At 30.5% G+C, this 15,418-nt stretch carries 10 protein-coding genes and 1 pseudogene; 10 read left to right on the top strand and 1 reads right to left on the bottom strand.

The window, feature by feature from the left end:
* The first annotated feature begins 476 nt into the window (after positions 1-476).
* The 6 genes from ACJDTP_RS17880 to ACJDTP_RS17855 all read left to right on the top strand — a co-directional run bounded on the left by ACJDTP_RS17880 (position 477) and on the right by ACJDTP_RS17855 (position 8,498).
* Positions 477-2,084, top strand: a complete 1,608-nt coding sequence (locus ACJDTP_RS17880; RefSeq protein ID WP_406762002.1) for a xylulokinase — start codon at positions 477-479, stop codon at positions 2,082-2,084.
* A gap of 661 nt (positions 2,085-2,745) precedes the next feature.
* Positions 2,746-3,018, top strand: coding sequence for a hypothetical protein (locus ACJDTP_RS17875; RefSeq protein WP_012060607.1), 273 nt, complete (start codon positions 2,746-2,748; stop codon positions 3,016-3,018).
* Positions 3,019-3,225: 207 nt separating this feature from the next.
* On the top strand, positions 3,226-4,365 hold the full coding sequence (chvE, locus tag ACJDTP_RS17870) for a multiple monosaccharide ABC transporter substrate-binding protein (protein WP_406762001.1): 1,140 nt from the start codon (positions 3,226-3,228) through the stop codon (positions 4,363-4,365).
* A gap of 70 nt (positions 4,366-4,435) precedes the next feature.
* Positions 4,436-5,971 (top strand): multiple monosaccharide ABC transporter ATP-binding protein, encoded by a 1,536-nt coding sequence (mmsA, locus tag ACJDTP_RS17865; protein WP_012060605.1) that lies wholly within the window; start codon positions 4,436-4,438, stop codon positions 5,969-5,971.
* A 12-nt stretch (positions 5,972-5,983) separates the two neighbouring features.
* Positions 5,984-7,180 (top strand): multiple monosaccharide ABC transporter permease, encoded by a 1,197-nt coding sequence (mmsB, locus tag ACJDTP_RS17860; protein WP_406762000.1) that lies wholly within the window; start codon positions 5,984-5,986, stop codon positions 7,178-7,180.
* A gap of 484 nt (positions 7,181-7,664) precedes the next feature.
* Positions 7,665-8,498 carry a DegV family protein gene (locus tag ACJDTP_RS17855; RefSeq protein WP_017210077.1) on the top strand — a complete coding sequence of 278 codons (834 nt, stop codon included), beginning with the start codon at positions 7,665-7,667 and terminating at the stop codon, positions 8,496-8,498.
* 203 nt (positions 8,499-8,701) lie between these two features.
* On the opposite strand, the gene ACJDTP_RS17850 is transcribed toward ACJDTP_RS17855, so the two are convergent.
* The gene (locus ACJDTP_RS17850; RefSeq protein ID WP_023973618.1) at positions 8,702-9,562 is read right to left on the bottom strand and encodes an AraC family transcriptional regulator; all 861 of its coding nucleotides are present in this window, start codon (positions 9,560-9,562) and stop codon (positions 8,702-8,704) included.
* 450 nt (positions 9,563-10,012) lie between these two features.
* Between ACJDTP_RS17850 and ACJDTP_RS17845 the strand changes: the two are divergent.
* From ACJDTP_RS17845 to ACJDTP_RS17830, 4 genes and pseudogenes are all read left to right on the top strand, one after another.
* Positions 10,013-11,305: pseudogene (locus ACJDTP_RS17845) on the top strand (ABC transporter substrate-binding protein).
* 73 nt (positions 11,306-11,378) lie between these two features.
* Positions 11,379-12,299, top strand: a complete 921-nt coding sequence (locus ACJDTP_RS17840; protein ID WP_023973616.1) for an ABC transporter permease subunit — start codon at positions 11,379-11,381, stop codon at positions 12,297-12,299.
* A 16-nt stretch (positions 12,300-12,315) separates the two neighbouring features.
* On the top strand, positions 12,316-13,146 hold the full coding sequence (locus tag ACJDTP_RS17835) for a carbohydrate ABC transporter permease (protein WP_023973615.1): 831 nt from the start codon (positions 12,316-12,318) through the stop codon (positions 13,144-13,146).
* A gap of 58 nt (positions 13,147-13,204) precedes the next feature.
* Entirely contained in the window at positions 13,205-15,418 is a 2,214-nt protein-coding gene (locus tag ACJDTP_RS17830; RefSeq protein WP_238858934.1) for an alpha-galactosidase, read from the top strand.

Here is a 15,418-nt window from a genome sequence, read left to right as displayed (position 1 = left end):
ATTAATCTATAAATATATTAAAACCAATTTATTCATTATTATAAAAGTTAAAATTATTAAAAGATATGTATAAAGATATGTATAAAGATGTGTGAAAAGAATAGTGTGAAATTATGTAATTACAATAATAAATCATTGGTTAGAAATATATTTATAGATTTTTTATAAATGTATATAAAATTAATATGATAATGAAGCAGTTTTAGAAGTTAATAAAATCATTTATCTAATGTCTAGTCATTATTGCATTCCGATCTTACATTAAGCTGGAGACGGTGATGGTATCAGGGCGGGACATTAGGTGATTATAAGAGTTATTTTGTATTAGATTTAGTAATATTACAATGGAATGATATTCGGAAGAAATTAGAAATTATTTTAAAATTAAAATTTATTTAACTTAACTATAATAAGAATATAAATTTATCACATAATAAGTAAACGATTTAAAAAAATTACACGTAGTGGAGGTTTTTATGGGATTAGAGATGAATAATATAAAAAATGCCATTATTAATGGTAAGACAGTGCTTGGCATTGAACTAGGTTCAACTAGAATTAAAGCAGTTTTAATAGATGAAAATAATACTCCAATAGCTTCAGGTAGCCATGATTGGGAAAATAAATATGTTAATAATATTTGGACTTATGGTTTAGATGAAATCTGGACTGGTGTTCAAGATAGTTATAAGAAGATGGCTGAGGATGTCAAAGAAAAATATGGAGTTACTATTCAAACAATAGGCGCAATTGGATTCAGTGCTATGATGCATGGATATATGGTTTTTAATAAAGAGGGAGATCTTTTAGTACCGTTCCGTACATGGCGTAACACTATTACTGAAAAAGCCTCAGAAGAATTAACAAAATTATTTAACTACCATATCCCTCAAAGATGGAGTATTGCTCATCTTTACCAAGCAATATTAAATGGTGAAGAACATGTGGCTGATATAGATTTCCAAACAACTTTAGAGGGATATATTCATTGGAAATTAACAGGTGAAAAAGTTATAGGTGTTGGAGAGGCATCTGGAATGTTCCCTATTGATATAGATACAAAGAATTATAATGCACGTATGATTGATCAATTTGATGAGTTAGTAGCTCCTAAGAATTTTTCGTGGAAACTTGGAAATATTTTACCAAAGGTATTGTTAGCTGGAGAAAATGCAGGTGTACTTACTGAAGAAGGTGCAAAGCTTTTAGATGTTACAGGACAATTAAAAGCAGGTATTCCATTCTGCCCTCCAGAAGGCGATGCAGGAACAGGAATGGTTGCAACTAACAGTATTGCAAAGCGTACAGGTAATGTATCAGCAGGAACATCTGTTTTTGCAATGATCGTACTTGAAAAGGAATTATCAAAAGCATATGAAGAAATAGACTTAGTTACAACTCCTACTGGTAATTTAGTAGCTATGGTTCATTGTAATAATTGTACTTCGGATCTTAATGCTTGGGTTGGATTATTTAAAGAATTTGCAGAGGCATTTGGTGTAGAAGTTGATATGAATAAGTTATTTGCAACTCTATATAATAAGGCACTTGAAGGGGATTCGGATTGTGGCGGATTATTAGCTTATAATTACTTCTCAGGTGAGCATATAACTGGTTTTGAAGAAGGACGCCCACTATTTGTACGTTCAGCAGAGAGTAAATTCAATCTAGCTAACTTCATGCGCGTACATTTATTTACATCATTAGGAGCACTAAAAACTGGTTTAGACCTTCTTCTTAAAGAGGAAGGTGTTAAGGTCGATGAAATGTTAGGACATGGCGGTTTATTTAAGACTAAAGGTGTAGGACAAAAGATAATGGCAGCAGCTATAGATGCACCAGTTTCTGTGATGGAAACTGCTGCCGAAGGCGGAGCGTGGGGAATTGCAGTACTTGCATCTTATATGATAAATAAAGATGAAAATGAGACATTAGACGATTATCTTACAAATAAAGTGTTTGCAGGACAAATAGGTACAAAAATAGATCCAGATTCTAAAGATGTTGAAGGATTTAATGAATTTATAAAACGTTACACTAGTGGGCTTGCTATTGAAAGAACAGCTATAGATAGCCTTAAATAGAAAGTATGATTAATAAGGTTGAATTCAATAAAAAGGATTTAACCTTATTATCTATTTCCTATAAATAATAAATGTATGGACAAACAATATAGAGTTTATGTTTATATTATAACTCACCTCAATTATAGATATTTGGATTCATAAAAATTGTAAAAATATCATTGAAGTGGCTAAGAATCAGTTTATATATACTTTATCATGCTCTGATTTCTAGTTTAACAAGTTAAAATTGAACAGTCTATTGCAATGAATCGTAGATGTATGCACATTGGTAAAGAAATATAATAAAATTGTACATACAATATAAAAAAAACTATTGCTATACTGATGAAAACAATATATAACAAATACATGAAGTACGTACAACGTATTAACAAGTGCTATCTTCTAAAATTATAGTACATTAAGAGTTATAGTATGTGTATCATATAGAAGTGACAAAATAAGTTATTCTTAAATTGTACAAGCAGGATACATATATAAATAAATGTTAATGTAAATTTTTATTATGATAATAAAGAAGAATATTGCTGTACTTACAAGATATATATCATAGAGCATATATAGGAAAATGTATTTTCCATGATATATATTCAAATTATATGAATAATATCAATCAAACATTAAACAATAATATTTACTAGGATAGGGGAGGAATTTTATGAATGAAAAGCACATTACTTTATGTAACAAATTATTATACTATCTAGTAGCTCCTGGCTTATTACTATATTTTATTTCTATCGATTCAGGAATAATTACTTCTTCTTTTGGTGTACTAGCTATATTTGGATTAGCCATTTTACTTGGAGTAGGAATACCAATGATTTATAAGAGAAAGAATCCAGAGTATAAATTCAATATTAGTAGTAAATATGCTAATGCTATGGCTATATTAGTTATTCTTGAGTTAACTTACAATATGTCAAAATAAATAAGAATATGACTAGATTTGATGAAAACGTATTGATAAGGTTGAATTTTTGTTTATAAGCATATTAAAAAATTATATTGTTTTTAATAATTTAGAATATTAACTTTTAGTCCACTTTAATTTATCAGAAATGATAACGATTAAGCAGATTAAAAGAAAATATAAATTTATAATTTATTATATGGGAAGTTGAAGGGAGAAAATATTATGAAGAAAAAATTAATGGCTATGTTATTATCAATGGCATTACTAGGTTCTATCGGTGGATGTAGTGTAACAACTAGTGCTCCAAACTCAGATGCAGATAATTCTAAAACAGAGTCACAAACAAAAACTGACGGGGGATCAGGAAGCGGAAAAACAATAGGTATTTTAATGCCAACTAAATCTTCTGAACGTTGGATAAATGATGGAAATGATATGGTAAAACAGTTAAAAGATCTTGGCTATAATACAGATCTTCAATATGCTGAAGACGTTGTAGAAACTCAAGTATCACAAGCAGAAAACTTAATTACAAAAGGTGTTAGTGGTTTAGTAATTGCAAATATCGATGGTGAATCTTTAACTGATGTTTGTCAAAAAGCTAAAGATGCAGGAATTCCTGTTATAGCTTATGACCGTTTAATTAAAAATACTCCAAATGTAGACTACTATATTTCATTTGATAATAAACTTGTAGGAACTCAAATGGGTCAATATATCGAAAAGAAATTAGATTTAAAAAATGCACAAAAATCATTTAACATAGAATTATTTGCTGGATCTCCAGATGACAATAATGCTCATATGTTCTTTGAAGGTGCAATGGAAGTACTTCAACCATATATAGATTCTAAGAAATTAACTGTAGTTTCAGGTCAAACTAAATTCGATGAAATCTGTACATTAAGATGGGATGGAGCTTTAGCACAATCAAGAATGGAAAATATATTAACTGGTAACTACTCAGGTGGTAAAAAAGTTGATGCTGTATTATCTCCTTATGATGGTATAAGCCGTGGTGTTGTAGAAGCGTTAAGAAGTGTTGGATATGGTTCAGGGGATCTTCCATGGCCAGTAATTACAGGGCAAGATGCAGAAACAGCTTCAATTAAATCTATAATTGCAGGAGAGCAAACATCAACAATATTCAAAGATACAAGAAAATTATCAGCTCAAGCTGTTAAAACAATCGATGCAGCTATTAAAGGTCAAAAAGCTGAAGTTAATGATGAGAAGACTTACAACAATGGAGTAAAAGTTGTACCATCTTACTTATGTCAACCTGTATCTGTAGATAAAACAAACTACAAAGAAGTTCTAATTGATTCAGGATATTTAAAAGAAGCAGATCTTTCTAAATAAGATTAACAGCAGTAATGATAGTGCGGACAACTTTGTTCCACTATCATTCAAATAAGGAGGGGCGTGACGTATGTTAAAAGACAATGATATTATTCTTGAAATGATAAATATAACTAAGACATTTCCTGGTGTAAAAGCACTAGATAATGTTAATTTAAGAGTGCAATCAGGAGAAATTCATTCTCTTTGTGGAGAAAATGGAGCAGGTAAATCAACTTTAATGAAGGTATTAAGTGGAATATATCCTCACGGATCATACGAAGGTGCAATTCTATATAATGGAAAGGCATGTAAATATAAAGGCATAAAAGACAGTGAGGCAGATGGAATAGTTATTATACATCAAGAATTAGCTTTGAGTCCACATCTTAGTATAGGAGAAAATATATTTATAGGAAACGAAATTGCAAGTCATGGAGTTATAGACTGGCAAGAGGTAAGAATTAGAACTAAAGAATTACTTAAAAAGGTCGGATTAGATGAAGACCCAGATACAATAGTTAACACACTTGGTGTTGGTAAACAACAATTAATTGAAATTGCAAAGGCATTATCAAAGAACGTAAAATTATTAATTCTAGATGAACCGACTGCATCATTAAATGAAGATGACAGTGAAAATTTATTAAAATTAATGTTAGAGTTAAAATCACAAGGAATTACATGTATTTTAATTTCACATAAGTTAAATGAGGTTTCAAGAGTATGTGACTCTATAACAGTACTACGTGATGGAGCTAGTATTGAAACATTAGATGCCTCTGGAGGGCAAATCTCAGAGGATAGAATTGTTAAAGGGATGGTTGGTCGTGAACTTACAGACCGTTATCCAAAAAGAACTCCTAAAATTGGAGATGTGATGTTTGAAATAAAGGATTGGAATGTATATCATCCAGATTATCCGGATAGAAAAATGGTTGATAATGTAAATATAAAAGTTAGAAAAGGCGAAGTACTTGGAATTGCAGGGCTTATGGGTGCTGGAAGAACTGAACTTGCAATGAGCATTTTTGGTAGAACATATGGACAAAAGATTTCTGGTAGCATTTTAAAAGAAGGTAAAGAAATTCATATTAAGACAGTTAAAGATGCAATTAATGCAGGTATTGCTTATGTAACTGAAGATAGAAAAGAAGCAGGTTTAAACCTAATTGATGATATTCGTCACAACATTTCAATAGCATCATTAGGCAAAATTTCAAATAATGGTGTTATAAATGAACAAGTTGAAATTTTAGCTGCAGAAGAATTTAGAAAATCAATGAAAATCAAAACCCCAAGTATATTACAAATTACAGGAAACTTAAGTGGTGGAAATCAACAAAAAGTAGTACTTTCAAGATGGGTTTATGCAGAGCCAGACTTACTAATTCTTGATGAACCTACTAGGGGAATTGACGTTGGAGCAAAATACGAAATATATACAATTATAAATGATTTGGTAGCTCAAGGAAAAGCAGTTATTGTAATTTCATCCGAATTACCTGAAGTCCTTGGATTAAGTGACAGAATCTATGTCATGAACGAAGGAAAGATTATTGGAGAATTAGATAAGAAAGATGCTACTCAAGAAGTTATCATGAGTAAAATTGTTGCATCAAAATAGGGAGGTAGTAAAATGAGTGAAGCAAGAGTTGAAGAAAAAAAAGTTGCAAAAAATACATTTAATAAATTTATGAAAGACAATGGTATGCTAGTTGCATTATTGGTGGTAGTAGTTATATTCTCGATTTTAACTAAGGGAGTTATGTTAAAATCACTTAACATAACAAATTTAATTCAGCAAAATGGTTACGTACTTATTCTTGCAGTTGGAATGCTTTTAGTAGTTATTGTAGGTACGGTCGATCTTGCGGTTGGTTCAGTGTGTGCCTTTGTTGGAGCAATAGCCGGTGTTCTTATGGTTAATAAAGGAATGAATCCGGTAGTATCTGTTGTTCTATCACTTTTAATAGGTGCAGCTGTTGGAGCTGTACAAGGATATTGGATTTCGTATAAAGCAATTCCAGGATTTGTTGTAACATTAGCGGGACAATTAATCTTTAGAGGATTCTCAATGATAATATTAAATGGTAAGACAATAGCTCCATTCCCAAATGAATTTGCGAACTTAGGATCTGGATTCATACCTCCACTATTCTACTTTAAAATGGGTGATATTTACTTAGTAGGATCAGCAATGATTATAGGTGTTATACTATCAGCAATCATGGTGTTTAATAATATAAAAGGAAGAAAGAAACTTCAAAAATATAATTTCAATGTTGATCATAATTCAATGTTCCTTGCTAAAAATATAATATCAGTTGTAGTAATTATGGGTGGAAGCTTTGTATTAGCATCTTATAAAGGTATACCAAATATATTAATAATAGCAGGAGTATTAATAGCAATTTACTCATTCATTACTACTAAAACAGTATTTGGTAGACAAGTATATGCAGTTGGTGGTAATAAAAAAGCAGCAGCTTTATCAGGTGTAAACGTTGATAAGATTACATTCTTAGTATTTGTAAATATGGGATTGATGGCAGCATTAGCAGGACTCGCTTATGCAGCACGTGTTAACTCAGCACAACCTAAAGCAGGTGTTAACTTCGAATTAGATGCTTTAGCAGCTTGCTATATGGGTGGTGCATCTACAGCAGGTGGTACTGGAAGAATTTTAGGAGCAGTTGTTGGTGGACTTGTAATGGGAGTACTTAATAATGGTATGTCTTTAATGGGAGTTGATAATAACTGGCAACAAGCTATCAAAGGATTTGTATTATTATTCGCTGTAGTATTCGACTTATATTCAAAGAAAAAGAAATAAATATAGCAGCAATATAATAAATGGTTTCTTCAAACTTTAAAACATAGTCTGTTAATAAAATGTGTTAAATAAATTAAGGAAAAGAAAATGTATGAGGTTAAGGCAAGTTTTGCACTAAATATTTTATATATAGTGCAGAACTTGCCTTTTACTATTACGTATAATTTGAAAGATATATCGTTAAGAGTAAGTATTAGATAGTACTACTTATAATACTTTGTTTTTAGATATGTATATGTGTTGAAATTCACAATTCACATTTCAACGATTCACAATTGCGGCTAAAATTCTTGTGATATTTTTAGAATTATAATGAAGGATTACTTTTTCAATATATATGTTAAGAAAAAAAGAACTACTAATAATAGTAAAATTAATATATAATTTAGTGGACAATTATATATTAATTTAGGCAAGCGTTATTAATTAAATGAGTTGATAGATAAAGTATTAGAACTACAAATGAAAAAGATGGAGGAATAAAATGAATACTAGAATAATAGTAGACAGTTGTGTTGATTTTAATAATGAAGTTTTTGGAAATGAAGAGTATATGGAAAGAATTCCATTTAAAATTATTATTGATGATGAAGAAATCGTTGATAAGAATGTAAATATAAATGATCTACTTGAAAAAATGAAAAGCAGCAAAAACAAAATTAAAACAGCATGCCCATCGCCACATGATTTTCTAGAAGCTTTAAAAAAGTGTAAAAATAATTTTGTTGTAACCATTTCTGGTAAATTAAGTGGATCACATAATAGTGCTGTATTGGCAAAGGAAATGTTTCAAGAAGAGTTTCCAGAAAGTTTCGTTCATGTATTCGATTGTAAGACAGCAGTATCTGGAGCTGATCTAGTTGTTTTAAAAATAAAAAAGTTAATTGAAGAAAAAGCACATAATTCTCAGATTGTAGAGCAAGTTACTGAATACATAGAAAATATGAAGACATTATTTGTTTTAGATAAATTGGACAACCTAGTTAAGAATGGTAGGATAAGCAGTGCAAAAGCTTTAATGGGATCACTTCTGCAAGTTACTCCAATTATGACTGCTAACGATGGAGAAATTGTGCTAAAAGAGCAAGTAAGAGGGAAGAAAAAGGCATTTAATAGACTAATAGACCTAATAGGTGAAGAAGGCAGCGATTTTAAAAATAAGGTTCTAGGAATAGGGCATATAAATGCAAGAGAAAAAGCAGAAAAGCTTAAGGAAGAAATAAAAAACAAATATAACTTTGAAGATATAATAATTTTTGAAGGAAGCGGATTAAGTACTGTTTATGCTGATGATGGTGGGATTGTAATTTGCTACTAACGCTAAATTATAAAATATTAATTATATAATTTCACAGTTAGCTATTTTGATTTATGAGAATGTCATTACATAAAATATTTAGATGAATGATATCAGTAGATAATCCTAAGAAAATATTTAATAAAATAAGAAATATAAAGAAAGCTTTGCATTAGTTAATATAGTTAATGTAAAGCTTGCTTATTTTTTGAATATAGAAGAAGTTATAACTTAGTTTTATTTTGATTTCTCCATTGCCTAGGAGATATATTATAGAATTCTTTGAAGGATCTAGAAAAGTGAAACTGATTTGGATATCCAGTTAGTTCAGAAATTTCTCTAATAGATATATTATTATCCTTCAACATTTCGCATGCTTTAGATAACCTATACTTAATTAAAAACTCCTGAGGAGTAGTTTTCATAGAGTTTTTAAATATTTTACCAAAGTAACTTCTATCTAAGTTACACCATTTTGCGATATTTTCAACAGAAATATTATTGTTATAATTCTTTTCAATGTAATTTATAGCTTCTCTTACATAAAATTCTTGAAGATTACTAGCACTTTTGGTGTTATTAAAACTTGAATTTTCTAGTAGAGCATAGAAGAATAAATAAAGATGACCTAAAATAGCTGAATCAGGAGCACTTGGGTTATTTAATAAAAACATTAGATTGTCCTTTATAGAATTATCATCATTATTATATTCTTTAGGTGTAAAAATTGGATTTTTGCTTGATAGACCTATTTCTTCAAGATATCGTTGGGCTTTTAAGCCTTCAAATTCTACCCAAACATAATTCCAGGGATCATCTTTATCAGCCTCATAAGTGTTAATTATATTTGGGGTTAATAAGAAACCTTCCCCCGCTTTTATAGTATAAATGGAGGAGTCATTTTGTGTTCCTTTATTAAATGAGTAGAGTCTTCCTTTTCCAGATAGAACATAATGGAAAAGAAAATGATTTTTAACCGTGGGGCCAAATGAATGTAGGGGATCACAACGTTCTGAGCCAAATTGATAAAGTATAATATCTACATAATTTATGTTATTAAAAATATAACTTTTAAAATCGGCCAAATGGTATACCTCCTTTTGAAAACGTTAAATGGATAAATTTTCTTCCATTATAACATAAAATATATACTTTTGCGTTTATAGTTGAACAATAACTAAGTAATATAGCAAAAGTATATATTATTAGCTTGTTTATTCTATGTATTCCGGAATTTTTTAATGATAATATTTAATTATAGAAAGTGAATAAAGTCCAAAGAACGCTTTATACTGCAGTAATAGCATCTGATGTGCAAAACAACAAAATTATATAGAAATTCTATATAATTCGTTTTTAGCTAATTTTTGAAAAGCTTTACTTAAATCCTTTTAACGATAATAATATATATATTTGCTTATAATTTGAACAAATTAAAATGATGAATGTGATTTTAATATTAGTGTTGCAAACTACATATTAAAAATATATTTGTTTACAAAATCGAATATGTACAAAAATAGGAGGGAAATTTAATGAAAAAGAAAATTGTTTCTTTAATCTTAGCTAGTATGATGGCTGTTACAGGACTTGCTGGGTGTGGTAGTTCAAATTCTGCAGCAACTGGTGGACAAGACACAGCTAAGGGATCTAGTGGGGGAGATGTACACATTACTTATGGAATTTGGGATTCTAATCAGGAAAAAGGTCTTAGGAAAATGGCAGATGAATTTGAGGGAAAAAATCCAGGGATAAAAATTGATATACAAGTAACGGGTTGGAGCGATTATTGGACAATGTTAGAGGCGGCAGCTACAGGAGGATCTCTGCCAGATACCTTTTGGATGCATTCAAACGAAATTTATAGGTATGCATCAAATGGAATGCTTATGGATTTAACAGATAAAATTAACAAAAGTGATGATGTGAAATTATCTAATTATCCAGAAGGGTTGGTGAAGATATATAATTTGAATAATAAACAATACGCTATTCCAAAGGATTATGATACTATAGGTCTTTGGTATAACAAAACAATGTTTGATAAAGCTGGTATTTCATACCCTGATGAAACATGGAACTGGGATAAGCTATACGAAGCAGCAAAAAAATTAACAACAGGTGATGGAAAGCAATATGGATTCCTAGCACCTTTACACAATCAAGAAGGATATTATAATTTTGTATATCAAAATGGCGGAACAATCATAACTGATGATAAAGTATCAGGATATGATAACCCTAAGACAATAGAATCAATGAAATATTATGTGAGATTTGTTAGTTAGGGATTGTCACCTAAAATTTTTGATGATGCAGCACGTGCAGAGACACTACAAAATGGACTATGCGCAATGGGATTCTTTGGTTCTTGGAATTTAAGTGGATTTGCAGCAAATGACTATATGACTAAGAATTTTAATGTTACAGTGTTACCTTCAGCAAATGATGGAAAGAGAGCTAGTATCTTCAATGGACTTGGAAATGCAATTTCTGCTAATACAAAACATCCAGAAGAAGCTTGGAAATGGGTTCAATATTTAAGCTCAAAGGAGGGACAGACAAAGCAAGCTGAACTTGGAGTTGCAATTTCTGCGTATAATGGCACAGCAGATGCATGGATAAATTCAAACAAAACATTTAATATAAAATGCTTTGTTGATATGGTTAAATATGCACAAATAAGACCATATTCTAATACAACTGCAAAATGGGAAGATAAGGCATATGAAATGTTAAAAGGTGCATTTACTGGAGAAAAGACAGTAGAAGATGCTTGTAAAGATACTGCTAAAATGATGAATGATGCATTAAAAGAGGAAAAATAAAATAATTATTTATGATTACGGCAGCAAGTATGTTGCCGTAATCTTTAAAATAAATATGATAGGAGATGAATATATGGCAAAAAATATAACAGTAAATATAGGAAAACCATCAAAACGAACAGTTAATGAGTGGAAATGGGCATATTTTTTAGTCGCTCCTACTATTATTGGACTTATAATATTGAATATTATTCCTATTATTGAAACCCTATATTTAAGTTTTTTCAAGAGTGGAGATTTTGGAAAGGGAAATATATTTGTTGGCTTAAGTAACTATAAAAAGATGCTTGGAGATGTCCAAGTATGGTACGCAGTAGGAAATACTTTAAAATATACAATTATAGTTGTACCAGTAACAGTAATAATAGCAATGGTCTTAGCTGTATTATTAAATTCCAAGATTAAGGGAAAAGGTATTTATAGAACAATATATTTCATTCCAATGGTTGCTGCACCGGCAGCAATAACAATGGTTTGGAAATGGTTATATAATAATCAATTTGGTCTTATTAATTATATTCTATCTAAAATTGGAATTGGACCTGTAGATTGGATCGATAACCCTAATATTGCTCTTTATTCTATAGCTATTATTGGAATATGGAGCACAGTTGGATATAGCATGGTTTTGCTTATAGCAGGCCTTCAGGAAATACCAAAAGACTATTATGAGGCTTCAAGTATTGATGGTGCAAAACCAGTACGACAATTCTTCAATATTACCTTACCCCTTGTGTCTCCAACCTTATTTTTTGTTGTTGTTACTAGTATAATTCAGGCAATGCAAGTATTTGATGTCATTTATATGATGATTGATGTAGCTAGTCCTGCATATGATAAGACAGTATCGTTAGTTTATTTATTTTATAATAGCTCATTTAAGTATGCAGATAAAGGATATGGTTCAGCTATAGTAATGTTACTTCTTGCTATTATTATGATAATTACAGTATTTCAAATGAAAGCACAGAAGAAATGGGTTAATTACATGTAGAAAGGGGAACTATATTATGAAAATGAAAAGAGATGCTTCAAAATTATTTATACATTTACTTCTATTGCTTGGAGTAGTAATTATGATATTGCCATTTGTTTGGATGATACTTACATCATTTAAAACTGTATCAGAGTCTACTTCAATGAATCCATATGTAATTTTTCCATCAGATTGGAAGATTGAAAATTACTTTGAAGCAATAAGACAAAACGATTTTCTTATATTATATTTTAATACTTTTGCAATGATGTTTTTAAGGATATTTTGTTCAGTGGCTTTTAGCGCTATGGCAGCTTATGCCTTTGCGAGATTAAAATTCCCAGGAAGAGATTTTTTATTTGGAATTGTGTTATTTCAAATGATGGTTCCAGTTCAACTTTTTATAATTCCACAATATTTGATGGTAGATAAAATTGGAATGAGAAATTCAATATTTGCGCTTCTTTTTCCAGGACTTGTAAGTGCATTTGGTACATTTTTGTTAAGGCAATTCTTTATGGGATTGCCAAAAGAATTAGAAGAATCTGCAAGGCTTGATGGTTGCAATATAGGACAAACCTTTTTAAAAGTTATGTTACCCTTAACTAAGTCTGGCCTGGTTGCACTTGGGATATTTACAGCATTATTTGCATTTAAGGATTTAATGTGGCCGCTAATTATTAATTCTAGTGCTGATTCCGCAACTTTATCATCGGCACTTGCAAAAATTCAAAGTGCATATTCTGTTAATTATCCTCAATTGATGGCTGCGTCTGTACTTGCCATTTGGCCAATGCTTGCAATTTATATTGTATTCCAGAAACAATTTATAGAGGGTATAGCAACTTCAGGTGGAAAACTTTAATTCAATAATTCTAATGAACAAAGATAATTTGCAGAAATACATGGGGAGGAGTAGTAACATGGCAATTAAATTCAACGCAAAATCAAAGGAATTTCATTTATACAATAAAGAGATAAGTTATATCATAAAAATACTAGATAATAATGAGCTGGGAAATTTATATTATGGGAAGAGGATACATCATAAAGAATCATTTTCATATCTTTTTGAAGGAGGGATGCGTCCTTTAGCAGCATATGTATTTGAAGGGGATACTTTCTTCTCATTGCAACATACTAGGCAGGAATATCCTTCTTATGGGACAACAGATTTTCGGTATCCTGCATTTGAGATAAAGCAGGAAAATGGAAGTAAAATTACTAATTTTCAATTTCAATCCTATAATATTTTTCAAGGTAAAAAGAAGTTAGAACAACTTCCAGCTACCTATGTGGAAAATGAGAAAGAAGCACAAACTTTAGAAATAATATTATATGATGATTTGATTAGTACAAGATTAATATTAAGTTACACCATATATGAAGATTTTCCAATAATAACAAGGAATACAAAGTTTATGTATGAAGGAGAAGATAAAGTTACATTAACAAAGGCGATGAGTTGTAGTATAGATTTACCAGATTATGATTACGAAATGGTGCATCTTTCTGGAGCTTGGAGTAGAGAAAGACATATAAGAAATAAAAAATTAGACCATGGAGTTCAATCAATTTACAGTTTAAGAGGGACAAGTAGTGCAGAGCATAATCCATTTATAGCCTTGAAGAGACCAAGCACAACTGAGTTTGAGGGCGAAGTGTATGGATTTAGCTTGGTTTATAGTGGGAATTTTTTGGGTGAAGTTCTTGTTGATACGCATGATACATCTAGAATTATGTTAGGAATTCATCCAAGTATGTTTGAATGGATACTAAATAAAGATGAAAGTTTTCAAACTCCAGAAGTTGTAATGGCCTATTCAGATAAAGGAATAAACGGAATGAGTCAGGCTTACCATAAATTATATAGAACCAGACTTGCTAGAGGCTATTGGAGAGATAAGGCAAGGCCAATTCTAATAAATAATTGGGAAGCTACAACATTTGATTTTGATGAAGAGATAATATTAAATATTGCAAAAACAGCAAGTGAATTAGGCATAGAGCTATTTGTGTTAGATGACGGATGGTTTGGAAGTAGAAATAATGATAAAGCAGGGCTTGGAGATTGGTATGTAAATACTAAAAAGCTTCCAGATGGAATAGTTGGACTTTCAAAGAAGATAGAAAACATGGGTATGAAATTTGGACTTTGGTTTGAACCAGAGATGGTAAATAAAGATAGTGATTTATACAGAGCTCATCCAGATTGGATTATCCATACACCAAATAGGACGGCATCCCATTGTAGAAATCAGTATACATTAGATTTTTCTAGAAAAGAAGTTGTAGATTATATTTATAATGCAATGTCAAAGGTATTCAGAGAGGCATCAATATCATATGTAAAGTGGGATATGAATAGATATATGACTGAATGTTATAGTGTATCTGCAATTGCGGAAAATCAAGGAAAGGTAATGCATGAATACATTTTAGGAGTGTATGCATTATATGAAAGATTAACATCTGAATTTCCACACATTTTATTTGAATCATGTTCGAGTGGTGGTGCAAGATTTGATCCGGGGATACTTTATTATGCACCACAAGGATGGACAAGTGATAATACCGATGCAGTTGAACGTATGAAAATACAATATGGAACTTCATATGTTTACCCAATAAGCTGCATGGGGGCTCATGTATCTGAAGTTCCGAACCAACAAGTTTTTAGAATAACGCCACTAGAAACTAGAGCAAATGTAGCTTATTTTGGAGCTTTTGGATATGAGTTAGATTTAAATCATTTATCCGAAGAAGAAAGAACGATTGTGAAGAAACAAGTTAAATTTATGAAAGAAAATAGAGAATTAATACAAAAGGGAACTTTTTATAGGCTTATAAGTCCTTTTGAAAATAAATTAAATTCTTGGATGGTTGTCTCAGAAGATAAATCCGAAGCAATAGTTGGTTATTATAAAATACTTAACACAGCTAATGAAGGTTTTAAGAGGATAAAGTTACAAGGATTAGATGAAAATAAAAAATATTATATAAATAATAATAAAGAAGAATCTTTTTTTGGAGACGAATTAATGTTTGCTGGAATTCCAGTAAGATCAGAAGATTTTTGCGAACATGGTGGAGATTTCACTTCAGCAATATATCATTTGAATGAAATAAATAATTAG

The sequence above is a fragment of the Candidatus Clostridium helianthi genome, from assembly GCF_045310795.1.
In the GTDB taxonomy this organism is placed as follows: domain Bacteria; phylum Bacillota; class Clostridia; order Clostridiales; family Clostridiaceae; genus Clostridium; species Clostridium helianthi.
The sequence above is the reverse complement of the archived record's forward strand: the minus strand, read 5'-3'. Positions and strand labels throughout refer to the sequence as shown.

Coding starts and splice junctions, on each gene's coding strand:
- ACJDTP_RS17875 (WP_012060607.1), top strand. CDS start 2,746: ATGAATGAAAAGCACATTACTTTATGTAACAAATTATTATACTATCTA.
- ACJDTP_RS17830 (WP_238858934.1), top strand. CDS start 13,205: ATGGCAATTAAATTCAACGCAAAATCAAAGGAATTTCATTTATACAAT.
- ACJDTP_RS17840 (WP_023973616.1), top strand. CDS start 11,379: ATGGCAAAAAATATAACAGTAAATATAGGAAAACCATCAAAACGAACA.
- mmsB (WP_406762000.1), top strand. CDS start 5,984: ATGAGTGAAGCAAGAGTTGAAGAAAAAAAAGTTGCAAAAAATACATTT.
- ACJDTP_RS17880 (WP_406762002.1), top strand. CDS start 477: ATGGGATTAGAGATGAATAATATAAAAAATGCCATTATTAATGGTAAG.
- mmsA (WP_012060605.1), top strand. CDS start 4,436: ATGTTAAAAGACAATGATATTATTCTTGAAATGATAAATATAACTAAG.
- ACJDTP_RS17835 (WP_023973615.1), top strand. CDS start 12,316: ATGAAAATGAAAAGAGATGCTTCAAAATTATTTATACATTTACTTCTA.
- ACJDTP_RS17855 (WP_017210077.1), top strand. CDS start 7,665: ATGAATACTAGAATAATAGTAGACAGTTGTGTTGATTTTAATAATGAA.
- chvE (WP_406762001.1), top strand. CDS start 3,226: ATGAAGAAAAAATTAATGGCTATGTTATTATCAATGGCATTACTAGGT.